The organism is Bradyrhizobium sp. IC4059 (assembly GCF_020193615.1).
Lineage (GTDB): Bacteria > Pseudomonadota > Alphaproteobacteria > Rhizobiales > Xanthobacteraceae > Bradyrhizobium > Bradyrhizobium yuanmingense.
This window is the reverse complement of the sequence record NZ_JADYVH010000004.1, coordinates 333,153-357,149: the sequence shown is the minus strand read 5'-3', so window position 1 is coordinate 357,149 and position 23,997 is coordinate 333,153. Positions and strand designations below refer to the sequence as shown.

Genomic DNA, 23,997 nt, shown 5'->3' with positions numbered 1-23,997 from the left:
GGGGATTGTCCTTCACGATTTCTTTGCGATCCGTGCCGCCTTGTCTGCGTCGTACCACCAGATGAACGGGAAGCCGGACAGACCATACCTGGGCAATTCCGTCGGCCGGCCGAAGCGATCCCAGCGCGCGGTGCGCACCTTGTTGTAGGTCCATTGCGGCACGACGTAGTGATTCCACAGCAACACGCGGTCGAGGGCCTTGGTGGCCGCGACGAGATCGTCGCGATCAGTGGCGTAGATCACCCGCTCGATCAGCTTGTCCACGGCCGGATTCTTGATACCGGCGATGTTGCGCGACCCGGCGATGTCGGCCGATTTGGAGGACCAGAACTCGCGCTGCTCGTTGCCCGGCGATTGCGACTCGCCCCAGGAGTTCGTCACGATGTCGAAGTCCCACTCGCGCGTCCTGTTCTCATACTGGGTCGGATCGACCGTCCGAACGCTCACCGCAATGCCGAGCCGCTCCAGCGACGGCTTGTAGAACAGCGTAATTCGTTCGAAGCTGGGATCCGAGTTGAGCAATTCCAGCGAGAACTGCGCACCGGTCTTGACGTCGACCAGCTTGCGATCTCGCACCTCGTAGCCGGCTTCCTTGAACAGGCGCAGCGCCTCACGCAAATTGTCGCGCACCGCCTCCGGACTACCCCCGACCGGATTGGTGTAGGGCGTCGTGAAGACCTCGGGCGGTACCTGGGCGCGGACGGTCTCGAGAATTTCGAGCTCCTTACCCTGCGGCAATCCCGTTGCCATCAGCTCCTCGATGCCGTCGAAATAGCTGCTGATGCGCTTGTACTGACCGTAGAAGATCTGCTTGTTCATCTCCTCGAAGTCGAACGCGTAGTTGAGCGCACGACGCACGCGCGGATCGCTGAACTTGGCGCGGCGCAGGTTCGGCACGAAGGCCTGCATCACGCCCGAGCTGCGATTGACGAATTCCTCGAGGATCACCCGCTTTTCGGTCACGGCCGGGAAATCATAGGCGGTCGCCCAACTCTTCGCGCTGTTCTCGGTGCGCCAATCGACCTGGTCGGCCTTGAAGGCCTCGATCGCAACGGTGCCGTCGCGAAAATATTCGTAGCGCAGCTCATCGAAATTATTGCGGCCCACATTGATGGGAAGATCGCGGCCCCAATAGTCCTTGACGCGCTCCAGCGCGATCGAGCGTCCTGCGACGAATTCCTTGACCTTGTAAGGGCCCGAGCCGAGCGGCACTTCCAGCGTGGTGGTGGCGATATCGCGCTTGCGGCCCTGCGCGTCCGTCCCCTCCCACCAATGTTTCGGAAGGACGATCAGCTGTCCCACGATCAGCGGCAGCTCGCGGTTGCCGGGTGCGTCGAACACGAACTTCACGTCACGCTCGCCGACCTTCTCGGCCTTCACCACATGGCTGTAATAGGCCGAGTACATCGGATGGTTCTTCTTGAAGGAATCGAGCGAGAAGATCACGTCCTCCGGCGTAACAGGCTTGCCGTCATGCCATTTCGCCTGCGGGCGCAGGCGATAGGTGACGAAGGAAAAATCGTCGGGATGGCTGACCGCTTCGGCCAGCGCGCCGTATTCGGTCGAGACCTCGTCGAGCGACTGCGTCAGGAGCGATTCATAGATGAACGCGACGGCACCGGCGACCTGGCCCTTCACGCCCGAGACGACGATGTTGAAATTGTCGAACGTGCCGACGGCGATCTGGCGCGCGACACCGCCTTTGGGGGCGTCCGGATTGACGTAGTCGAAGCGCTTGAAGTCGGCGGGGTACTTGACCTTTCCGAACAGCGACAGCGCGTGGCGCCAAGGCAACCCGCCGGAAGGCAGCTCAGTTGCTGATTGCGCATGCGCCACGCCGACGGGAACGCCCGCGACGGAGCCAAGGGCTGGAAGCGCTGCGGCTGCAGTGCCGGTGAGCAGGAGATCTCGTCGGGTAATGGCCAAATCAACATCCCTGTCTTGAAGGAGGCTACTCCTTTAAGTTCCCAATATAGGCGAGGTTTCGACCGAATATGTTGCTTTTTCCTCATCTTGGAAGCCCGGCCGGCCTATCGGATGCGGCCAAACGCCCCGATAACGTCGCCGCGAGGCCCGGATAAGGAAACGGCCAGACTTTTCAGCCTGGCCGTATTCGAGCGCCGGTTCTTGGGACCTTATTTTGACGCCGTCGGCAGCGGCTGAGGTTTCTCCGACTGCGAATTCAGATAGGCGATGATATCGGCACGCTCGGAATCCTTGGCAACACCGGCAAAGCCCATCGCGGTGCCCGGAATGAAGCCCTTCGGATTGGCGAGGAACTTGTTGAGGTCGTCGAAGCTCCAGTTGCCACCCTTGGCCTTTATGGCGGCCGAGAAGTTGAAGCCACCACGGCCCTGGCCCTTGGGCTCGCCAACGACGCCATAGAGGTTCGGACCGACTCGGTTCGGGCCGCCCTTCTCGAAGGTGTGGCAGGCGCCACACTTCTTGGCGGCCGCGGCGCCCTTCTCGACGGAGGCGGTTTGGAGCAGCTTTTCGATCGGTTCGGACGGTGCGGCGGCGGCGCCCTCCTTGCCGGAGCCGGCATCTTGCTTGACCGCGATCTCGAAGCCCGGCTTTTCCGGCATCTTGGGGGAGAACAGCGCACTCGCGGTGAAGCTCGTCACCAGCAGAAAGAGACAGGTGCCGAACACGGCGCCGAGAATCTTGTTGAGTTCGAAAGAGTCCATTTCCGGCCAGGCCCCACCGCAAGAAGGAAACAGCGGCCCGGATGGCCGCAGGACGAGCCTCGGAGAATCAACCGTTCCTTATTGTTTCCCCGAGTTTTGCCATTGAGATATCGGTTTGCCCGGGGTCTGGCAACCCGTATAAGCGACCCGGCTTCAGGCCCGTCCCCATCCCATGTCCCGGTGCGGAAAACGCTCCGTTTTCAGGCTCTTGACCTCAGACCTTTGAACCCGATGATCGATCCCCGCATCCTGGTGCTGATCCCGGCTCGCATGGCCGCAACCCGCCTGCCCGGCAAGCCGCTCGCCGATATCGCGGGATTGCCGATGATCGTGCATGTGCTGCGCCGTGCCGAGGCCGCCGCAATCGGCAGGGTCGCGGTGGCCACCGACACCGACGAGATCGCCTCGGCCGTAACCGCCCATGGCGGCGAGGCCGTGATGACCCGCGGCGACCACCCCTCCGGCTCCGACCGCATCCACGAGGCCATGCAGAAGCTCGATCCCGAGGGCAAGGCCGAGATCGTGGTCAATGTCCAGGGGGATTTCCCGACCATCACGATCGACAACATCCGCGAGGTGCTGCCGCCGCTGCAAGACCCGGCCGTGGACATCGCGACGCTGGCCTCGCGGATCCACACCGAGGAAGAGGATCTCGCCCCAAGCGTGGTGAAGGCGATCGGAACCTCGGTTGGCGGCAGGCGGATGCGCGCACTTTATTTCACCCGCGCGACCGCCCCGACCGGCGACGGACCGCGTTATCACCATATCGGCCTCTATGCCTTTCGCCGCGCCGCGCTGGAGCGCTACGTCTCTCTTCCGCCGTCTCCGCTGGAATTGCAGGAGAAGCTCGAGCAGCTCCGGGCGCTTGAGGCCGGAATGCGCATCGATTTCACCATCGTCGACACCGTGCCGCGCGGGGTCGATACGCCGGCGGACCTCGAGACCGCGCGCAGCATCCTTTCCAAATCCTGAGCCGCTGCTACAAGGCCGAGCATGAGCAAGATGAAGATCGCATTCCAGGGCGAGCCTGGCGCCAATTCCCACATCGCCATCGTCGAGGCCTATCCCGACGCCGAACCGATGCCCTGCGCCACATTCGAAGACGCGCTGTCGGCGATCTCGTCGGGCGAGGCCGATCTCGGCATGATCCCGATCGAGAATTCGGTCGCCGGCCGCGTCGCCGACATCCATCACCTCCTGCCGGCGTCCGGCCTCTTCATCGTCGGCGAATGGTTTCTGCCGGTCCGGCATCAGCTGATGGCCGTGAAGGGCACCAAGCTCGAAGACATCAAGAGCGTCGAGAGCCATGTGCATGCGCTCGGCCAGTGCCGGCGCATCATCCGCAAGCTCGGCATCAAGCCGATCGTGCATGCCGATACCGCCGGCAGCGCCCGCGACATCTCGGAGCGCAAGGACAAGACGGTGGCCGCGATCGCCTCGCGCCTTGCTGCAAAGATCTACGGTCTCGACATCCTCGCCGAGGACATCGAGGACGAGGCCCACAACACCACTCGCTTCGTGGTGCTGGCGCGCGAGCCGAAATGGGCGCCCCAAGGTACCGGGCCGCTCGTCACGACTTTTGTTTTCCGGGTGCGCAATTTGCCGGCGGCGCTCTACAAGGCGCTCGGCGGCTTCGCCACCAATGGCGTCAACATGACCAAGCTCGAGAGCTACATGGTCGACGGCAATTTCTTCGCCACGCAGTTCTATGCCGACGTCGACGGCCATCCCGATGACAAGGGCCTCGCCTTCGCCATCGAGGAGCTGAAATTCTTCTCGCGCGAATTCCGCATCGTCGGCGTATATCCGGGCCATCCGTTCCGCGCCACGTTCAGCGAAGTGCAGGATTGATCCCTCACCCTCCCCTGGAGGGGTCCGGGACGAGCGCAGCTCGCCCGTGGGTCGCTACGCATGGAGCGCAGCGCAATGCGTAGCGGGGTGGGTGACGGTCTCTCCACGTCGAATACTGCCCGAGTGGAGAGATCACCCCGCTCGCGCTGCGCGCAATCGACCCGCCCCCTCCAGGGGAGGGTAAGCTACCCCGCCGCTCTGAGCCCGAATGCCTCCGCCAGCAGCGAATACGACTTCTTTCGCGCCGCGTGGTCATACACCGCCGTGATCACCATCAGCTCGTCCGGCTTGCTTGCGTAGATCAGCGGCTGCAGCTTCTTCTGCACCGTCGCGGGACTGCCGACGAACAGGCGCGAGCGGTTGCGCAGGATCGAGGTGCGCTCGGCGTCCGTATACGGATAGGCCATCGCCTCCTCGACGCTCGGCAGCGGCAGATATTGACCGCGGTCGCGGCGAAGACGGTTGAGGTCGAAGGACGAGGCGAGCCTTTCGGCCTCCTCGTCGGTATCAGCCGCAATGACGGCGACCGCGAGAATGGCATGTGGGCTCGCACGCCAGGCCGAGGGTTGAAAGCGATTGCGGTAATGCACCATCGCATCGATCGCGTCGTGGGACGCGAAATGATGGGCGAAGGCGAAGCCCATGCCGACCTGGGCGGCCAATTCCGAGGAATAATCGCTGGAGCCGAGCAGCCAGATAGGCGGCAGTCTGGTGTCGTCGGGCATTGCGACGACGTTGTTGTAGGGGTGCCCCGCGGGGAATTCGCGCGTCTCCCACAGGATCAACTCGTGCAGCCGCTCCAGGAAATCGTCGCCCTCGCGGCGGTCGAGCCGGCTCCTGAGCGCGTAAGCCGCCGCACCATCGGTGCCCGGCGCGCGGCCGAGACCGAGATCGATCCGGCCCGGAAATAGCGCCTCCAGCATCTTGAAGCGCTCAGCGACGACCAGCGGCGCATGGTTGGGCAGCATCACCCCGCCGGAACCGACGCGGAGGTGCTTCGTCACCGCCGCGATCTGGCCGATCATCAGGTCGGGCGCGGGGCTCGCGACGGAGGCGAGATTGTGATGCTCGGCGAGCCAGTAGCGGACATAGCCGAGGCCATCCACGTGACGCGCCAAATCGATGCTGTTGCGCAGCGCCGCGGCGGGCTTGGTGCCTGATGTGACGACGGAGAGGTCGAGGACGGAGAGCGGGATCATGGCGGCTTAAGGTAATCGAGGCGGTCGCGGCGACAATGGGCAGGCTGCGCAGGCCTGACGTGTACGGACGGGCTGGCACGCCAGCGGCTGGAGTTGGGACAACGACCGCTACTTTGCAGACGATTCTGATCTGCCCACCAAGAAAATCGTTCATAAAAGATGGGTCACGAGAGATAATATCTGCAAATTCAACACATTATGTCATGCAGCGCGCTTCCCACCCAAAACATGATTCGCAAGAATGACCCGTCTAACTGCACCTGAATGGGCAACTTCCCATGCATGATGGGCTGTCGATCAAGGGGCCTTTGCCGTATTTTGGCTCTCCGAGGCTAGACCCCGATTGCCGGCCTGACATTGGAGTGAGTGGCGCCATGACTGACCTGACGACGCCTGCGACAGCCGACCGGCAGGACAGGCACCTGAAGCGGCCCGCGATCTCCTTCGAGTTCTTTCCGCCGAAGACGGAAGAGATGGAGCGCAATCTCTGGGAGACCATCAACCGGCTGGCCCCGCTCGAGCCGAAGTTCGTCTCGGTGACCTATGGCGCCGGCGGCTCGACCCGCGAGCGCACCCATTCGACCATCACGCGCATCCTGAAAGAGACCGCGCTGCTGCCGGCGGCGCACCTGACCTGCGTCGGTGCTTCGTGCGGCGAGATCGACGAGATCGTCGACCGCTATCACGAGGTCGGCGTCCGCCACATCGTGGCCTTGCGCGGCGATCCCGTCGGCGGCATCGGCACGCCCTTTTCGAGCCATCCCGAGGGTTATCAGAGCTCGGCCGAGCTCGTCGCCGGCATCAAGAAGCGGCACGGCGACATCGAGGTCTCGGTCTCTGCCTATCCCGAGAAGCACCCCGAAGCGCGCGACTTCGATGCCGATATCGACACGCTCAAGGCCAAGGTCGACGCCGGCGCGACACGCGCGATCACGCAGGTGTTCTTCGACAACGATCTCTACTTCCGCTATCTCGACCGCGTGCGTGCGCGCGGCATCGACATCCCGATCGTGCCGGGCATCATGCCCATGCACAATTTCAAGCAGGCGCGCAATTTCGTGACCCGTGCTGGCACCACGGTGCCCGACTGGTTCGCGGCGAAGTTCGAGGGCCTCGATGACGATGCCGAGACGCGCAAGCTGGTGGCCGCGACCGTTGCGGCCGGCCAGGTGCAGAAGCTCGCCAAGCACGGCGTCGACACCTTCCATTTCTACACCATGAACCGCGCCGATCTCGTGTTCGCGATCAGCCATTTGCTCGGCATTCGCGCGAAAAGCGCGCAGAAGGCGGCGTAAGAGAAAATGACCGTGACCATCTCTCCGAAGCGAACTGCCCTGCTCGACGCCGCGCGCGAGCGCATCCTGGTGCTCGACGGCGCCATGGGCACGATGATCCAGAACCTGCAGCTCGACGAGAAAGCCTTCCGCGGCGAGCGCTTCAAGAACTTCCATCGCGACCTGCGCGGCAACAACGATTTGTTGATCCTGACCCAGCCGCAGGCGATCGAGGACATCCACGCCGCCTATTTGCGCGCCGGCGCCGACATCGTCGCGACCAACACGTTCTCGACGACCTCGATCGCGCAGGCCGATTACGACCTCACCGACATCGTCTACGAGATGGCGCGTGAAGGCGCCCGCCTCGCCGGCAATGCCGCACGGCGTGTCGAAGCCGAGGACGGCAAGCCGCGCTTCGTCGCCGGCGCCATCGGCCCCACCAACCGCACGGCCTCGATCTCGCCCGACGTTTCCAATCCCGGTTACCGCGCCGTCAACTTCGATGACTTACGAAAATCCTATGGCGAGCAGATCCGCGGCCTGATCGACGGCGGCGTCGATCTCCTGCTGGTCGAGACCATCTTCGACACGCTCAACGCCAAGGCGGCGCTCTATGCGATCGCCGAGATCACCGAAGAGCTCGGCATCGACGTTCCCGTGATGGTGTCGGGCACCATCACCGACAAGTCCGGCCGCCTGCTGTCGGGCCAGATGCCGGAAGCGTTCTGGAATTCGGTGCGGCACGCCAAGCCCGTCACCATCGGCTTTAACTGCGCGCTCGGCGCCGAAGACCTGCGCGCGCATATCGCCGATATCGGCCGCGTCGCCGACACGCTGGTCTGCGCCTATCCCAATGCCGGCTTGCCGAACGAGTTCGGCCAGTATGACGAGACGCCCGAATACATGGCGCGGCTGATCGGCGAGTTCGCGCGTGATGGCCTCGTCAACATCGTCGGCGGCTGCTGCGGTACGACGCCGGACCATATCGCGGCGATTGCCGCGGCAGTGGCGCCGCACAAGCCGCGCATCGTGCCGGAGATCACCCCGCGCCTGCGGCTTTCCGGACTCGAGCCGTTCGTGCTGACGGATGCAATCCCGTTCGTGAACGTCGGCGAGCGCACCAACGTCACGGGCTCGGCGCGCTTCCGCAAGCTGATCACATCAGGCGACTACACCGCCGCGCTCCAGGTCGCGCGCGACCAGGTCGAGAACGGGGCCCAGATCATCGACGTCAACATGGACGAGGGCCTGCTCGATTCCGAAGCGGCGATGGTGACCTTCCTCAACCTCGTCGCCGCCGAGCCCGACATCGCGCGCGTGCCTGTGATGGTCGATTCCTCGAAATTCTCGGTGATCGAGGCCGGCCTGAAATGCGTGCAGGGCAAGCCGGTCGTCAACTCGATCTCGATGAAGGAAGGCGAGGAGAAGTTCATCCTTGAGGCCAAGATCGCCCGTCGCCACGGCGCGGCCGTTGTCGTGATGGCGTTCGACGAGGTCGGCCAGGCCGACACGTTCGCGCGCAAGACCGAGATCTGCAAGCGTGCCTACGACATCCTGGTGAACAAGGTCGGCTTCCCGCCGGAAGACATCATCTTCGATCCGAACATCTTCGCGATCGCGACCGGCCTCGAGGAGCACAACAATTACGGCGTCGACTTCATCGAGGCGACGCGCTGGATCCGGCAGAACCTGCCGGGCGCGCATGTCTCGGGCGGCGTCTCCAATTTGTCGTTCTCGTTCCGCGGCAACGAGCCGGTGCGCGAGGCCATGCACTCGGTGTTCCTGTATCACGCCATCAAGGCCGGCATGGATATGGGCATCGTCAATGCCGGTCAGATGATCGTTTATGACGACATCGACCCGGAGCTGCGGCAAGTGTGCGAGGACGTCGTCCTCAACCGTGACGCGGGCGCCTCCGAGCGGCTGCTGGCGCTGGCGGAGAAGTTCCGCGGCAAGAAGACCGAAGGCAAGGAAGCCGATCTCGCCTGGCGCGAATGGCCGGTGGAGAAGCGGCTGTCGCATTCGCTGGTGCATGGCATCACCGAGTTCATCGAGCAGGACACTGAAGAAGCCCGCAAGAAATCCTCGCGCCCGCTCGACGTCATCGAGGGCCCGCTGATGGCCGGCATGAACGTCGTCGGCGATCTCTTCGGCGACGGCAAGATGTTTTTGCCGCAGGTGGTGAAGTCCGCGCGCGTGATGAAGCAGGCCGTCGCTTACCTCATGCCGTTCATGGAGGAGGAGAAGGCGCGCAACCTTGCGAGCGGCATCGGCACCGAGGGCTCCTCGTCCGCCGGCAAGATCGTGCTCGCGACGGTGAAGGGCGACGTCCACGACATCGGCAAGAACATCGTCGGCATCGTGCTCCAGTGCAACAATTTCGAGGTCATCGATCTCGGCGTGATGGTGCCGGCCGCCAAGATCGTCGAGACGGTGAAGGCGGAGAAGGCCGACATCGTCGGGCTCTCCGGCCTGATCACGCCCTCGCTCGACGAGATGGCGTTCTTCGCCGGCGAGTTGCAGCGCGAAGGCTTGAGGCTGCCGCTCCTGATCGGCGGCGCCACCACCAGCCGCGTGCATACGGCCGTCAAGATCGACCCGAGCTATCGCGCCGGTCCCGTCGTGCATGTCAACGACGCCAGCCGCGCGGTCGGCGTCGCCTCCGCGCTGCTCTCGCCGGAGAAACGCGAGGCCTATGCGGCCGAGGTGCGGGCCGAATACGCAAGGATCTCGGAGGCGCATCTGCGCGCGCAGGCCGACAAGAAGCGGCTGAAGCTCGCTGATGCCCGCGCCAACCGCGTGCCGGTCGATTTTGCCAAGAGCAAGCCGGTGAAGCCGACTTTCCTTGGCACCAAGAGCTTCGACGATTACGATCTCGCCGAGCTCGTCGACTGCATCGACTGGACGCCGTTCTTCCAGACCTGGGAGCTCGCCGGACGCTTCCCCGCCATCCTCGACGATTCCAAGGTCGGCGAGGTCGCGCGCTCGCTCTATGACGATGCGCGCAAGATGCTCGACACGATCGTCAAGGAGAAGTGGTTCCGGGCGCGGGCGACGATCGGCTTCTGGCCGGCGAACGCGCAAGGCGACGACATCGTGCTCTATGCCGACGATAACAGGACCAAGAGCATCGCGACGCTGCACACGCTGCGCCAGCAGCTGGAGAAGCGCGAGGGCCGCTTCAATGCGGCGCTGTCCGACTTCATCGCCCCTGCCGGCGTGCCCGATTACATCGGCGGCTTCGTCGTCACCGCAGGGATCGGCGAGGATGCCGTGGCTGACCGCTTCAAGATGGCGAACGACGACTACTCCTCGATCCTGTGCAAGGCGCTGGCCGACCGCCTCGCCGAGGCCTTTGCCGAACGCATGCACGCCCGCGTCCGCCGCGAGTTCTGGGCCTATGCACCGGATGAGGCGCTCTCCAACGAGGAGCTGATCCTGGAGAAGTACTCCGGAATCCGCCCCGCGCCCGGCTATCCCGCGCAGCCCGATCATACCGAGAAGGCGACGCTGTTCGAGCTGCTCGACGCGGAAGCCACCGCCGGGGTGAAGCTGACGGAGAGCTTTGCGATGTGGCCGGGCTCGTCCGTCTCCGGGCTCTATTTTGCCAGCCCCGAAAGCTATTATTTCGGCGTCGGCAAGATCGAGCGCGACCAGGTCGAGGACTACGCCGCGCGCAAGGGCATGAGCGTGGCCGAAGCCGAGCGCTGGCTCGCGCCGGTGCTGAACTACATCCCGTCGCAGGACAAGCCCTTCGCCGCCACGCCGGCGAACGACGAAATGCCGAAAGACCTCGCCTCGCATCCGCCGGGCTGCACCTGCGCGGTGCACTTGGTCTGGCAGAAGAAGCGCGCCGGCGCGGGGTAGACGCCGCCGAAACACAAACGTGAAAAACAACCCCATGCACAGTAGCGATGGGGTTAAAAAGGCTTGACGTTTTCTGACTTGCCGAAAACACGGTTGCGGCGTCGGGCAAAACAGGGGTATTATTGCATCATCGACTGCGGTGGCCGTCCGATACTCTCGCCAGGCCCCGCGCTGTCATTCCGGGGCGCGCCTCTTGGCGCGAGCCCGGAATCCATTGCTCCACATCATCCGCTGCACGGATTCCGGGCTCGCGCTTCGCGCGCCCCGGAATGACAGAGCGCTTCACCCCTTCGGCGGGGACAGCGGCTGCACGATCTCCTTGAACGGCGCCAGTGCCTCGCAACGCTCGCTATGGGCCGCGAGCGCCGGATAGCGCGCGGCATCGAACAGCTGCGGATGCGCTTCGCGGGTGAAGCGGACGACACAGGCGACGGCAACGTCGGCGTGGCCGATGCGGTCGCCCAGCCAATACGGCGTCGTCACCTTGGCGCGCTCGGCCTCGAGCACTTTCAGCACGTCCGCGATCTGCGCCTGGCAACGCTCGACCCACAGCGCGAGCTGCTCCTTCCGCAGCACGCGCTCGTAGAGCAGGCTCACCGCCTTGTCGCCGAGGCCGGAAGCGAGCGCGCAGATGCGCAAATGCTTGCGCCGCTCGGTGCCGCCGCGCGGCAGCATGGCCTTGTCCGCGCCGACGAGGTCATCGAGATAATCGAGGATGATCGTGCTCTCGATCAAAGCCTCACCGTCGTCGAGCACCAAGGTCGGCACGCGGCGGAGCGGATTGTACGGCGCGATCTTGTCGGCATCGCCGAAGGTCGACCATGGCCTGTGCTCGAAGGCGAGCCCGTAAAGCCGGAGCGCAATCGCGACGCGGCGGACGAAGGGGGAATCATATTGGCCGATCAGGAACATGGTTCTCGCTCTTCTCTATCATTGAACAAGGCAGGGCCGATCAGTCTCCACGACCAGCTCGGCGCGGCGCAACAAATATCTCGGAAACGGAGCATTGCGCCGGCTGCAACGACCCGCGACGGCCTCACCGCGCACCACGCTCAAAGGCCGTCCTGGATCGAGCGCTTGATCGCGGCAATGGCGGTCTCGTTGCGCTTGTACATCGTCCACTGCTTGATCCGCTTGGCGCGCACCAGCTTGGCTGCCGTCAGCACCCGCATGTGCTCGCTCAATGTCGGCGCGCTGACCCCGAGCTTTTCGGCGATCAGCAATCCGCAGACACCGTCCTCGACCAGGTCGCCGTCTTCCTGCTCGCGAAAATGCTTCCGCGGATCCCGCAGCCATTCCAGGATCTGCAGGCGGCGTTCGTTGGCGAGCGCGCGCAGGGCGACGGCAAATTTCATTTAGCCATTTTGCTAATTACCTAATTGATGTCAACTCTCAGTTGGGTTATCCTGGACGGCATCATGACAGCGACAATGGACATCACACGGGAGCGGATTGCGGCGACCGAGCCGGTCATCCGTCCGCATATCAGGCGCACGCCGCTTGTTCAGGCCGACCTCGCCGATTTCGGCCTGCCGGCCGCGCCTGTTACCTTCAAGCTCGAGATGCTGCAGCATTCCGGATCGTTCAAGGCGCGCGGCGCCTTCGCCAATCTGCTGCTGCGGCAGGTGCCGCAGGCCGGTGTGGTCGCCGCGTCCGGCGGCAATCACGGCGCCGCCGTTGCCTATGCCGCGCATCGGCTCGGCATTCCCGCCACGATCTTCGTGCCCGACATCACCTCGCCGGCCAAGGCCGAGCGGATCAGGACCTATGGCGCAAAGCTCGTGATCGCCGGCAGCCGCTACGCCGATGCGCTCGCCGCGAGCGAGGCGCATGTCGCGCAGACCGGCGCGCTGGCCGTCCATGCCTACGATCAAGCCGAAACCCTGCTCGGCCAGGGCAGCGTCGGGCTGGAGCTTGAGCAGGATGCGCCCGGCATCGACACGCTGCTGGTGGCGGTCGGCGGCGGCGGGCTGATCGGCGGCATTGCCGCGTGGTACGGCGGCCGGACACGCATCGTCGCGGTCGAGCCGGAGCAATCGCCGACCCTGCACGCCGCGTTCGAGGCGGGTGCACCGGTCGATGCGCCGGCCGGCGGCATCGCCGCCGACAGCCTTGCGCCGCGGCGTGTCGGCGAGCTGATGTTTCCGGTCGCGCGGGCAAATGTCGAGCGCGTCGTCCTGGTCAGCGACGATGCGATCCGGCAGGCGCAGGCTGCGCTGTGGTCGCACTTGCGCCTCGTGGCCGAGCCCGGCGGCGCAGCTGCATTTGCCGCGGTGCTCTCCGGCCGCTATCGTCCCTCACCTACCGAGCGCGTCGCAGTTCTGGTCTGCGGGGCAAACACGACGGCGGTGACTTTCGAGAGCTGAGCGGGAATGACATGACGCGACCGCGCGGACTGGTCCTGATGGCGATCCTGCTGCCGATGATCGGCGCCGCCCACGCGCAGGACCGCCCGATCGGCTTTCTGACGCCGTCGAAGAACATCGCCTGCCAGTTCTTCACCGACAACGGACAGGGCGTGCTCCGCTGCGACATCATGAACATGGACGTGCGCCCGCGCCGGCCCGCCGATTGCGAGCTCGACTGGGGCCACGCCTTCGAGATGAGCGCGAAGGGCGCAGCAAGCCGCATCTGCGCCGGCGACACCGTGATGGACCCCTCACTGCCGGTGCTGGCCTATGGCGAGGTGTGGCAGCGCGGGGGATTCACGTGCCGGTCGGAGCAGACGGGATTGACGTGCTTCAATGCGATGCAGCGGGGTTTTTCGCTGGCGCGGGGGAAGCAGGAGGTGTTTTGAGATCGTAGAACGGCAGCGCAGACTCCCATCATTGCGAGCGCAGCGAAGCAATCCAGAATCTCTCCGTGCGGACTCTGGATTGCTTCGTCGCAAGGGCTCCTCGCAATGACGGTGAGGAGGCAGTCGCGCACTATTCAATGATCGGCACGTGCTTCGCCGCATCGCGCGGCGCCGGGCCATCAAGCCGCGGATCATCCGCCACTTCGATCTGGCGGCGAAACGCGCGGAAGCCGGAGCGTTGATAGAACGCGACGGCGGAGGGATGGTCGAGCGTGCAGGTGTGGACCCAGACGCGGCGGACGTCGCGCGACCAGGCGCGCTCCAGCGCGCGGTTCATCAGGAAGCGGGCGGCGCCGGTGCCGATGAGGCCAGCGGTGACGCCGAAATAGGTCAGCTCGCACTGGCCGCGCTCGCGGAAGTCGAGCTCGAGCAGGCCTTCGTCGCGGCCGTCGAGGACGAGGGCATAGACCTCGATTCCAGGCGCATGGATGATCGCGGCGAGCTCGGCGTCGGTCATGCGCGCGCGCGAGAACCACAGCCAGCCCTCGCCGACGCGGCGGAAGAGATCGCGGTACCAGGGAAGCGCGGGGGCATCGACCTTGCGCAAGGTCCAGGCGCCGGGCGGATCATCGCGGCGCGCGGGCGGTGCAGTCATCTCCAGATGGGTGACGATTGCGGCGATCTTGCCGTTCGGGACGTCGGAATAGCCGTCGGGGACGATCATGCTTCGTTTCTTCTTTTGTTAGCGATTAGCGGGCGGCGCCGTTTGAGGCACCACAGCAGCGCCACACTCCGTCATTGCGAGCGCAGCGAAGCAATCCAGGATTTTTCCGCAGAGGCAGTCTGGATTGCTTCGTCGCAAGAGCTCCTCGCAATGACGGTGTAGAGGCGGTGGTGTAGCCCGGATGGAGCGCAGCGCAATCCGGGATTTGTGCCACCATCGACAGCGGACCCGGATTACGCTGCGCTCCATCCGGGCTACGACATTTGCCGCTACCCCTCCCCCTCGTCGCTCGCCAGCACGCCCTTTACCGCGCGCGCCCAGCCGGCGAGCTTCCGCTCGCGCGTGGCCTGGCTCATGTTGGGCTTGAAGCGGTGCTCGAGGCGCCAATTGTCGGCGAACTTGGTCGGCTCGGGATAAACGCCCGCCTGGAGGCCAGCGAGGTAGGCGGCGCCCAGCGCCGTGGTCTCCTGGATCACCGGGCGGTCGACCGGCGCATCCAGGAGATCGGCGAGGCGCTGCATGGTCCAGTCGGAGGCGGTCATGCCCCCGTCGACGCGGAGCACGACGCTTGCGGTTTCCGAACTCGGCCAGTCCGCGCGCATTGCGGCCCAGAGATCGAAGGTCTGGTAGCAGACGCTTTCCAGCGCGGCATGGGCGAGCTCGGCGGGGCCGGTGTTGCGGGTGAGGCCGAACAGCGCGCCGCGGACGCGCGGATTCCAATAGGGCGCGCCCATGCCGACGAAGGCGGGGACCAGGTAGACGCTCTGCATGGAGTCCGACTGATCGGCAAGCGGTCCGGTTTCGGCGGCATGCTTGATGATGCCGAGGCCGTCGCGCAGCCATTGCACAGCGGAGCCGGCGACGAAGATCGAGCCTTCCAGCGCGTAGGTGCGTTTGCCATCGAGCTGATAGGCGACGGTGGTGAGCAGCTTGTTCTTGGAGACGACGGGCGTGGTGCCGGTGTTGAGCAGCGCGAAACAACCGGTGCCGTAGGTCGACTTCATCATGCCCGGGCGGAAGCAGGCCTGGCCGATGGTGGCGGCCTGCTGGTCGCCGGCGATGCCGGCGATGACGATGGGGCCGCCGAACAGGTCCGGCGTGCTCTCGCCGAAGCGGGCGGAGGAATCCTTCACCTCGGGCAGCATCGAGCGAGGCACGCCGATGATCTCCAGCAGCTCGTCGTCCCACGCGCCGGTGTGGATGTTGAACAGCAGCGTGCGCGAGGCGTTGGTGGCGTCGGTGGCGTGCACCTTGCCGCCGGTGAGGCGCCAGAGCAGATAGCAATCGATGGTGCCGAACATCAATTCGCCGCGCGCGGCGCGCGCGCGGGCGCCGGGGACGTGGTCGAGGATCCAGGCGACTTTGGTTCCGGAGAAATAGGGATCGATGATCAGGCCGGTCTTCTCAGAGATCACGGGCTCGCGGCCTTCTGCCTTGAGCTTGGCGCAGATGTCGGCGGTGCGGCGGTCCTGCCAGACAATGGCGCGGTGCACGGCCTGGCCGGTGGCGCGGTCCCACACCACGGTGGTCTCGCGCTGGTTGGTGATGCCGATCGCGGCGATGTCCTTTGCGGTGATCCCGGCATGCTCGATCGCTTCGCGGCAGACCATCACGGTCGAGGTCCAGATGTCCTCCGGCTCGTGCTCGACCCAGCCGGAGGCCGGAAAATGCTGCGGAAACTCGGCCTGCGCCTTCGCCGCGATGGAAATATCGCCGCGAAACACGATCGCGCGCGAAGAGGTGGTGCCCTGGTCGATGGCGAGGACGAAAGACATGGCGGCTTACCTTGGCGTTTTCTTTGGGCGTCTTCCCTGGAGGGGTCATTGTGTCGCGCCAAAGGGAGCGGATTAGGGCGGCAAGGTCAAGGTTTGGATCAGTGGGGGCCGCTGCCCTTCCTTCTCCCCTTGTGGGAGAAGGTGGCATAGGCGGCCGTCGGCCGCCGTTCTCAAGAACGCCGAAGCAAGGCTTCGGCTACGGCGCCGGATGAGGGGTATGCTTCGGCGAACACAGCCGCAAAAGAGTCACGTGCGGAGGGATACCCCTCACCCGTCTCGCCGCTTCGCCATAGCCGATGCGAAGCATCGGCGTTCTTGAGAACGGCGGCCGAAGGCCGCCTATGCCACCCTCTCCCGCAAGGGGAGAGGGGAAGAACCCTACACCGCCGCCGTCGTCACGCCGCCGTCGATGACGATGGTTTGGCCGGTCATGAAGCTAGAGGCGTCGGAGGCGAGATAGGCGACGGCGCCGGCGATCTCGTCGGGCTCGCCGATGCGGCGGAGCGGCGTGGTGGCGGTGCGGCGCTTCAGATTGGCTTCGTCTTCCCAGAGCGCGCGGGCGAAGTCGGTCTTGACCAGGCCGGGCGCGATGCAGTTGACGCGGACGCCTTTCGGACCCCATTCGCCGGCGAGCGAACGGCACAGCGCGAAGTCGGCGGCCTTGGAGATGCCGTAGGCGCCAATCACGGTGGAGCCGCGCAGGCCCCCGATCGAGGAGATGATGATCACCGAGCCCTTGCCGCGCTCGGCCATTTGCGGGATCGCGAGCGCGGAGAGCCAGATGTTGCTCTTGACGTTCGAGCCCATGATCTTGTCGAAGGCTTCGTCGGTGATTTCGAGCAGCGGGCCGTAATAGGGATTCACGGCGGCGTTGCAGACGAGAATGTCGATCTTGCCGTAATGCTTCGTCGCGCCCGCGATCAGCGCCTCGACCTCGTTCTTGCGCGCGATGTTGCAGGGAATGACGATGGCATCGCCGCCAGCGGCATTGATGCCGTCGGCGACTTCCTTGCAAGCGTCGGCCTTGCGCGAGGAGACAACCACCTTGGCGCCTAACTTGGCGAGCAACTCGGCGGAGGAGCGGCCGATGCCGCGGCTGGAGCCGGTGACCACGGCGACCTTGCCGGTGAGATCGAACGGGGTGTTCTTCATTGTTGTTGCCTCCTCCTGGTCATTCCGGGGCGCGCCTCTTGGCGCGAGCCCGGAATCCATACTCCCGATCGTGGCTATGGATCCCGGGCTCGCGCTTCGCGCGCCCCGGGATGACAGGTCAGATCAACCCGCCCGCGTCTGCGACGCGGCGCTGGTGGTAGTCGGTGTCGCCGAAGGTGTTCTCGATCATGGTGAGGCGCTTGAAGTAGTGGCCGATCTTGGCCTCCATGGTCATGCCGATGCCGCCGTGGAGCTGGATCGACTGCTGGCCGACGAATTTCAGCGACTTGCCGATCTGCACCTTGGCCGCGGCGATCGCGTTGCTGCGCTCCTTGGCGTCCTCGAAGTCGTTCGCCATGGTCGCGAACATCGACATCGAGCGCGCCTGCTCGGTGGCGACGAACATGTCGGAGGCGCGGTGCTGCAGCGACTGGAACGAGCCGATCGCGACGCCGAATTGCTTGCGCGTCTTGATGTACTCGACCGTGGTCTTGAGCGATTCGTCCATCAGGCCGACCGCCTCGGCGCAGAGCGCGACGCGGGCTTCGTCCACCACGCGCTCGATCAGCGCGAGCGAATCCTCGGGGTTGCCGAGCACGGCGTCGGGACCGACCTCGACACCGGTGAAGGTGATGTCGGCGGCGTGCAGGCCGTCCTGGGTCGGATAGGACTTTTTCGCGACGCCCTTGGCATTGGCCGGAACCAGAAACACGCCGATGCCTGACTTGTCGCGGCGGTCGCCCTTGGTGCGCGCGGTGACGATCAGGGTGTCCGCGTTCTCGCCGTTCAGCACGACGAACTTCTCGCCGTCGATCACGTAGGCGTCGCCCTTCTTCTTCGCGGTCGTGACGACGTCGAACAGATCGTAGCGCGAGTTCTTCTCGAGCTGGGCGAACGCAAACGTCTTGCTGCCGTCGATGATGCCGGGCACGTGCGCGGCCTTCTGCGCATCGGTGCCGGCATGACGCAGGAAGCCGCCGCCGATCACCACCGTCGCCAGATAGGGCTCGAGCACCAGCGCCTTCCCGAGCGCTTCCATCACGATCATGGTCTCGACACCGCCGCCGCCGAAGCCGCCGTCAGCCTCGCTGAAGGGCAGGCCCAAAAGTCCCTGCTCGGCGAGCTTGAGCCAGACCGTTTTGCTCCAGCCGCCCTTCTCCGCCATGTACTTCTTGCGCTGCTCGAAATCGTAGGAATCGGTCAGCAGGCCGTCGATGCTTTCCTTGAGAAGCCGCTGCTCCTCGGACAGATCAAAATCCATTTCTTTGGTTCCTCGTACCCGGACTTATTTGACTTCGTCATTCCGGGATGGCCCGAAGGGCCAGGCCCGGAATCCATTTCGCCTCAGTGTATGGGCCCGATGGATTCCGGGTTCGCGACTTCGTCGCGCCCCGGAATGACGGTGGAAATATTGCCCTCCCCGCGGTCGCAGAGAGGTGGCAGATCACAGCCCCAGCACCGCCTTGGCGATGATGTTGCGCTGGATCTCGTTGGAGCCGCCGTAGATCGAGACCTTGCGGTTGTTGAAGTAGCTCGGCGCGATCTGGGCGGTCCAGTCCATGGCTTCGTTCGAGCCATCGTCGCCGTGCACGTCGTAAGGCGCGGCGAACGGGCCGATCACTTCCATCAGCAGCTCGGTGGTGGTCTGCTGGATCTCCGAGCCCTTGATCTTCAGCACCGAGGAGGCCGGATTGGGCTTGCCCTTGCCGTGCTTGCCTTCGTCGGCGACGACGCGCAGCTGGGTGAGCTCGAGCGCCTTCAGCTCGATCTCGCAGGCCGCCAGCTTCTCGCGGAAGGCGGGATCCTGGATGATCGGCTTGCCGGCGGATTCGACCTTCGAGGCCAGATCCTTGATGCGGCGGATGCGCTCCTTGGAGACGCCGACGCGGGCGATGCCGGTGCGCTCATTGCCGAGCAGGAACTTGGCGTAATCCCAACCCTTGTTCTCCTCGCCGATCAGGTTCTCGTAGGGAACCTCGACGTCATCGAAGAAGACCTCGTTGACCTCACGGCCGCCGTCGATGGTCTGGATCGGGCGAACGGTGACGCCCTTCGACTTCATCGAGAACACGATGAAGGAGATGCCCATCTGCTTCTTGGCGTTGTTGTCGGTGCGGCAGAGGCAGAAGATCATGTCGGCGTGCTGGGCGAGCGTGGTCCAGGTCTTCTGGCCGTTGATGATCCATTTGTCGCCACGGCGCTCGGCCTTGGTCTTGAGCGAGGCGAGGTCGGAGCCGGAGCCGGGCTCCGAAAAGCCCTGGCACCACCAATCGTCGACATTGGCGATGCGCGGCAGGTACTTCTTCTTCTGCTCCTCGTTGCCGAAGGTGTAGATGACGGGGCCGACCATGCTGACGCCGAAGGCGAGCGGCTGCGGCGCCGGATAGGACTGCAGCTCCTCGTTGAAGATGTAGTGCTGCACGCTGGTCCAGCCGGTGCCGCCATATTCCTTCGGCCAATGGCTGACGCCCCAGCCCTTCTTGTTGAGGATGCGCCACCACGTCACCATCTCGTCCTTGGAGAGGTGACGGCCCTCGACCAGCTTGCGCCGCGTATCCGGCGGCACGTTGTCGCGGAAGAACTGCCGCACTTCGTCGCGAAACGCCTGCTCTTCTCTAGTGAATGCGAGATCCATTGGATCCTCCTGTGAAACGTTACTTCATTTTCGTCATTGCGGGGGCATCAGCAGCGCGAATCCCGGATAGCGGTTTCTGCTGCTGGCGCAATTCGTGGCGCGACAATTTCCCGACCGGCGTCCGCGGCAGGTCGTCGACGAACTCGACCGCGGCCGGCAATTCGTGCCTGCCGAGCTTGCCGGCAAGCTGCGCGCGCAGCTCGTCGAGCGTGAACGGCTTTGCCTCGGGCCTCAGCTTGATGAAGGCCTTGGCGGCTTCGCCGCGATAGGGATCGGGAATGCCGAGCACGATCACCTCATGCACGCCCGGGATGGTGTAGATCGCCTGCTCGATCATCTGCGGATAGACGTTGAAACCGCCGGAGATGATCATGTCCTTCTTGCGGTCGACCAGGAAGAAGTAGCCGTCGGCATCGACATAGCCGATGTCGCCGGTGAGAAAGCGGCCATCGACGAAGGCTTCCGTGGATCCCTCCGGCTTGTTCCAGTAGCCCTTGGTGACGTTCGGGCCCTTGATGCGGATCTCGCCGATCTCACCCGGTGGCAGCACGCGCCTGGGATCGTCGAGCGCGACGACGTCGAGCTCGATGCCGGGCAGCGTCAGGCCGATCGAGCCCGGTTTCTCGGGGCCCTCGGGCGGATGGCCGGTGCCGGGCGAGCAGGTCTCGGTCATGCCCCAGCCGCTCTTCAGCTTCTTGCCGACCTTGCGCTCGAAGAAGCTCGCAATCTCCACCGGCAGCGGCGCGCCGCCGGAGCCGATGGTGACCAGCGAGGAGAAATCGCGTTTGTCGAGATCGGGCAGCGCGGCGATCGCGATCCACATCGTCGGCACGCCGGGGAAATAGGTGGCGCGCTTGACCTCGATGTCGCGCATCACGGCTTCGACGTCGAAGCGCTGATGCAGCGAGATCAGATTGCCGCGGCGGAACGAGGACAGCAGCACCACCGTGAGCGCGTAGATGTGGAATAGCGGCAGCACGCAGATCACGCGCTCGATTGTCTCGCCGCGGGCGGCGCGGGCCGGCCTGCCCCAGACGTCGTAGATCGACACCGCCGAGGTGAGATTGCCGTGCGTGAGCATCGCGCCCTTCGGCAGGCCGGTGGTGCCGCCGGTATATTGCAGCAGCGCGACGTCGTCGGCCGCGACGACAGGCCATTGCGCCGGCGCGGCGGCGCCCTCGACGAAAGCCGCGAAGGTGACGATGCGGGGATCGTCGGGGATTGCCGCCTGCGGCGTGCCGACCTTGCCCCAATGATCGTCCTCGCAGACGACGAGCTTGTCGATCAGGCCCTTCTCCAGGAATTTCAGCGCGGTCGGCAGCAGGGCCTGGAGGTTGGAGGTGACGAGCAGGCGCGAGCCGGAATCGGTGATCTTGTGCGTCAGCGCGATCTCGCCGTCGAGCGGCGACAGATGCGCGACGCGGCCCCCGGCCTTCAGCGCGCCGAAGAAGCTGACGGGATGATCGGGCGTGTTGCCGAGGAACAGCGCGACCGAGCTGTTCCTGCCGATGCCAGCGCGCAGGAACGCCGCGGCGGCACGATCGGCCAAGCTTGCGAGCTCGGTGTAGCTGATGGGCCGGTCGCGGAATTCCAGCGCGATGCGCGGGCCGAAATCGGCGGCGGCCTTTGCGAGAAGGTCCGGCAGCGTGCCCTGGACGATGGGATCGTCCCACCGCACGCCCTCGGGATAAAACTGTTCGCCGGGATGGGTCATTTTCCTGATTGCTCGAGCGAACAACTAACACAGACCGTCATTCCGGGGCGCGACGAAGTCGCGAGCCCGGAATCCATAACCACCAGCTGGGGTTATGGATTCCGGGCCTGCGCCTTGCGGCGCATCCCGGAATGACGAAGGTTGGGACGAAGCCCCGATCACGCTGCTTTAGACTCCGCAGCCAGCGACGCAAACGTCTTGCCCTCCGCGGCGAGCTTCTTCAGCAGCGGGGCGGGCTCGAGGCTCGGATCGTTGGTCTCCTTAGCGTAGAAGGCGAGGCGCTCGGCGATGTGCTTGAGGCCGACGCTGTCGGCCCAGAACATCGGGCCGCCACGGTAGATCGGCCAGCCATAGCCGTAGAGCCAGACCACGTCGATGTCGCTGGGACGCGCGGCGATACCCTCTTCCAGGATCTTCGCGCCCTCGTTGATCATCGGATACATCATGCGCTCGAGGATCTCCTCGTCGCTGACGACGCGCTTCTTGCGGCCGAGACGCAGCAAGGTCTCGTCGATCAGCTTCTCGACATCAGGGTCGGGCAGCGGCGCACGAGAACCCTGCTCGTACTTGTAATAGCCCTTGCCGGTCTTCTGGCCGAAGCGGCCGGCCTCGCACAGCGCGTCCGCGATCTCCGACTTGATGCCGCGGTCCTTACGCGAGCGCCAGCCGATGTCGAGGCCGGCGAGATCGCTCATCGCGAACGGGCCCATCGGCATGCCGAACTTGGTGACCACGGCATCGACCTGCTGCGGCAGCGCGCCCTCGAACAGCAGCTTCTCGGACTGCTTGCCGCGCTGGGCCAGCATGCGGTTGCCGACGAAGCCGTCGCAGACGCCGACCACGGCCGGCACCTTCGCGATTTTTCGCGCGATCGTCACCGCAGTCACCAGCGCATCCGGCGCGGTCTTGTCGGCGCGCACGATCTCGCACAGCTTCATGACGTTGGCCGGCGAGAAGAAGTGCATGCCGAGCACGTCCTGCGGACGCTTGGTCGACTTCGCGATCTCGTCGATGTTGAGATACGAGGTGTTGGAGGCGAGCACGGCGCCCGGCTTGGCGTACTGGTCGAGCTTGCCGAACACCTCCTTCTTGACCGCCATGGTCTCGAACACGGCCTCGATGACGAGATCGGCATCGCCGACATTCTCGATGCCGACGACGCCGTTGATCAGCGCCATGCGCTTGGCGGGCGCATCGGCCGGGATGCCGCCGCGCGCGGCGGTCGCCTCCCAGTTCTTCTGCATGATGCCCATGCCGCGCTTGAGCTGCTCCTCGCCGGTCTCGATCAGGGTGACGGGAATGCCGGCATTGGCGAAGGACATCGCGATGCCGCCGCCCATGGTGCCGGCACCGAGAATGGCGACGCGGTTCACGGGCCGCGGCTTGGTGCCTTCAGGAACGCCCGCGATCTTGTTGGCCTCGCGCTCGGCGAAGAAGGCGTAGCGCTGCGCCTTGGACTGGTCGCTGGCGACGAGCTTGAGGAAGCCCTCGCGCTCCTTCTTCAGGCCTTCGTCGAACGGCAGGTCGATGGCGTAGCCGACGGCATCGGCGGCGGCGAACGGCGCCTCGAGGCCGCGCGACTTCTTGGTCATGGCGGCGACCGCATTGGTAAAGATCGAGCGGTCGGCCTTGGCGGCTGCGAGCTTGGAATCGTCGTCGCGCAGGCGGCGCAGCGGGCGCTTCTCCGCGAGCAGCTTGCGCACGAAAGCCTCGCCGCCGGAGGCCGGGCCCTCGACGATCTCCTCGATCAGGCCGTTCTTCAGCGCCTCCGCCGCCCCGATCGGGTCGCCGCCGACGATCATCTTGACCGCAAGCTCCGGGCCCACCGCACGGGGCAGGCGCTGGGTGCCACCGGCGCCGGGCAGAAGTCCGAGCTTCACCTCGGGCAGGCCGAGCTTGGCCTCTTTCACCGCCACGCGGAAATGGCAGGCCAGCGCGACCTCGAGGCCGCCGCCGAGCGCGGTGCCGTGGATCGCGGCAACGACCGGCTTGGGCGAGTTTTCGATCTCGGACAGCACGTCGTTGAGCGCGGGCGGCTTCGGCGGCTTGCCGAACTCGGTGATGTCGGCACCGGCAATGAAGGTGCGACCGGCGCAGGTCAGCACGATGCCCTTGATGGCGGGATCGGCGATCGCGGCCTTGATGCACTCGAGGATCCCGCCGCGGACTGCGGCACTCAGCGCATTGACCGGCGGGCTGTTGACCGTGACGATCCCGACTTCATCATGACGCTCAAGCTTGACCACTTCGCTCACGGTGTCCCTCCTTGGTGGGGATTTACTTTTATTCGATTTCGCATTGCGGAATTTAATTCCGCAT

General features: G+C 65.0%; 18 protein-coding genes. 6 read left to right on the top strand and 12 right to left on the bottom strand.

What is annotated here, in order from left to right; all coding sequences use genetic code 11:
* Window positions 1-12: 12 nt before the first annotated feature.
* The gene (locus tag I6F12_RS15190; protein WP_225156746.1) at window positions 13-1,926 is read right to left on the bottom strand and encodes an extracellular solute-binding protein; all 1,914 of its coding nucleotides are present in this window, start codon (window positions 1,924-1,926) and stop codon (window positions 13-15) included.
* 209 nt (window positions 1,927-2,135) lie between these two features.
* Complete coding sequence (locus I6F12_RS15185; RefSeq protein ID WP_035998026.1) at window positions 2,136-2,687, bottom strand: cytochrome c family protein; 552 nt, start codon at window positions 2,685-2,687, stop codon at window positions 2,136-2,138.
* Between the two features lie 231 nt (window positions 2,688-2,918).
* On the opposite strand from I6F12_RS15185, the gene I6F12_RS15180 reads away from it, so the two are divergent.
* Window positions 2,919-3,659, top strand: coding sequence for a 3-deoxy-manno-octulosonate cytidylyltransferase (locus tag I6F12_RS15180; RefSeq protein ID WP_225156745.1), 741 nt, complete (start codon window positions 2,919-2,921; stop codon window positions 3,657-3,659).
* A 21-nt stretch (window positions 3,660-3,680) separates the two neighbouring features.
* Window positions 3,681-4,538 (top strand): prephenate dehydratase, encoded by an 858-nt coding sequence (locus I6F12_RS15175; protein ID WP_035998021.1) that lies wholly within the window; start codon window positions 3,681-3,683, stop codon window positions 4,536-4,538.
* A gap of 185 nt (window positions 4,539-4,723) precedes the next feature.
* Here the strand turns inward: I6F12_RS15175 and I6F12_RS15170 are convergent, their stop codons facing one another.
* Window positions 4,724-5,737 carry an LLM class flavin-dependent oxidoreductase gene (locus I6F12_RS15170; protein WP_225156744.1) on the bottom strand — a complete coding sequence of 338 codons (1,014 nt, stop codon included), beginning with the start codon at window positions 5,735-5,737 and terminating at the stop codon, window positions 4,724-4,726.
* A gap of 374 nt (window positions 5,738-6,111) precedes the next feature.
* Here I6F12_RS15170 and metF point away from each other — a divergent pair, with 374 nt between their 5' ends.
* Together metF and metH are read left to right on the top strand one after the other, a co-directional pair.
* Window positions 6,112-7,032 carry a methylenetetrahydrofolate reductase [NAD(P)H] gene (metF, locus tag I6F12_RS15165; RefSeq protein WP_225156743.1) on the top strand — a complete coding sequence of 307 codons (921 nt, stop codon included), beginning with the start codon at window positions 6,112-6,114 and terminating at the stop codon, window positions 7,030-7,032.
* 6 nt (window positions 7,033-7,038) lie between these two features.
* Complete coding sequence (gene metH / locus I6F12_RS15160) at window positions 7,039-10,881, top strand: methionine synthase (protein WP_225156742.1); 3,843 nt, start codon at window positions 7,039-7,041, stop codon at window positions 10,879-10,881.
* Window positions 10,882-11,163: 282 nt separating this feature from the next.
* On the opposite strand, the gene I6F12_RS15155 is transcribed toward metH, so the two are convergent.
* Window positions 11,164-11,793, bottom strand: a complete 630-nt coding sequence (locus I6F12_RS15155) for a glutathione S-transferase family protein (protein ID WP_225134610.1) — start codon at window positions 11,791-11,793, stop codon at window positions 11,164-11,166.
* 140 nt (window positions 11,794-11,933) lie between these two features.
* Complete coding sequence (locus I6F12_RS15150) at window positions 11,934-12,236, bottom strand: helix-turn-helix domain-containing protein (protein WP_036021541.1); 303 nt, start codon at window positions 12,234-12,236, stop codon at window positions 11,934-11,936.
* A gap of 27 nt (window positions 12,237-12,263) precedes the next feature.
* Here I6F12_RS15150 and I6F12_RS15145 point away from each other — a divergent pair, with 27 nt between their 5' ends.
* Complete coding sequence (locus tag I6F12_RS15145; RefSeq protein WP_225126437.1) at window positions 12,264-13,247, top strand: threonine/serine dehydratase; 984 nt, start codon at window positions 12,264-12,266, stop codon at window positions 13,245-13,247.
* Between the two features lie 11 nt (window positions 13,248-13,258).
* Window positions 13,259-13,678 (top strand): DUF6636 domain-containing protein, encoded by a 420-nt coding sequence (locus tag I6F12_RS15140; RefSeq protein ID WP_109142415.1) that lies wholly within the window; start codon window positions 13,259-13,261, stop codon window positions 13,676-13,678.
* 130 nt (window positions 13,679-13,808) lie between these two features.
* Here I6F12_RS15140 and I6F12_RS15135 read toward each other — a convergent pair whose 3' ends face one another.
* From I6F12_RS15135 to I6F12_RS15105, 7 genes are all read right to left on the bottom strand, one after another.
* Window positions 13,809-14,402, bottom strand: coding sequence for a GNAT family N-acetyltransferase (locus I6F12_RS15135; protein ID WP_225156741.1), 594 nt, complete (start codon window positions 14,400-14,402; stop codon window positions 13,809-13,811).
* Between the two features lie 269 nt (window positions 14,403-14,671).
* On the bottom strand, window positions 14,672-16,177 hold the full coding sequence (glpK, locus tag I6F12_RS15130) for a glycerol kinase GlpK (protein ID WP_035997987.1): 1,506 nt from the start codon (window positions 16,175-16,177) through the stop codon (window positions 14,672-14,674).
* A 378-nt stretch (window positions 16,178-16,555) separates the two neighbouring features.
* Window positions 16,556-17,329, bottom strand: coding sequence for an SDR family oxidoreductase (locus I6F12_RS15125; protein WP_109142412.1), 774 nt, complete (start codon window positions 17,327-17,329; stop codon window positions 16,556-16,558).
* Window positions 17,330-17,447: 118 nt separating this feature from the next.
* Window positions 17,448-18,590 carry a pimeloyl-CoA dehydrogenase small subunit gene (gene pimD / locus I6F12_RS15120; protein WP_109142411.1) on the bottom strand — a complete coding sequence of 381 codons (1,143 nt, stop codon included), beginning with the start codon at window positions 18,588-18,590 and terminating at the stop codon, window positions 17,448-17,450.
* Between the two features lie 183 nt (window positions 18,591-18,773).
* Window positions 18,774-19,964, bottom strand: coding sequence for a pimeloyl-CoA dehydrogenase large subunit (gene pimC, locus I6F12_RS15115; protein WP_035997966.1), 1,191 nt, complete (start codon window positions 19,962-19,964; stop codon window positions 18,774-18,776).
* 19 nt (window positions 19,965-19,983) lie between these two features.
* Window positions 19,984-21,678, bottom strand: a complete 1,695-nt coding sequence (gene pimA, locus I6F12_RS15110) for a dicarboxylate--CoA ligase PimA (RefSeq protein WP_225156740.1) — start codon at window positions 21,676-21,678, stop codon at window positions 19,984-19,986.
* A gap of 158 nt (window positions 21,679-21,836) precedes the next feature.
* Window positions 21,837-23,933 (bottom strand): 3-hydroxyacyl-CoA dehydrogenase NAD-binding domain-containing protein, encoded by a 2,097-nt coding sequence (locus tag I6F12_RS15105; RefSeq protein ID WP_225156739.1) that lies wholly within the window; start codon window positions 23,931-23,933, stop codon window positions 21,837-21,839.
* Window positions 23,934-23,997: the final 64 nt, after the last annotated feature.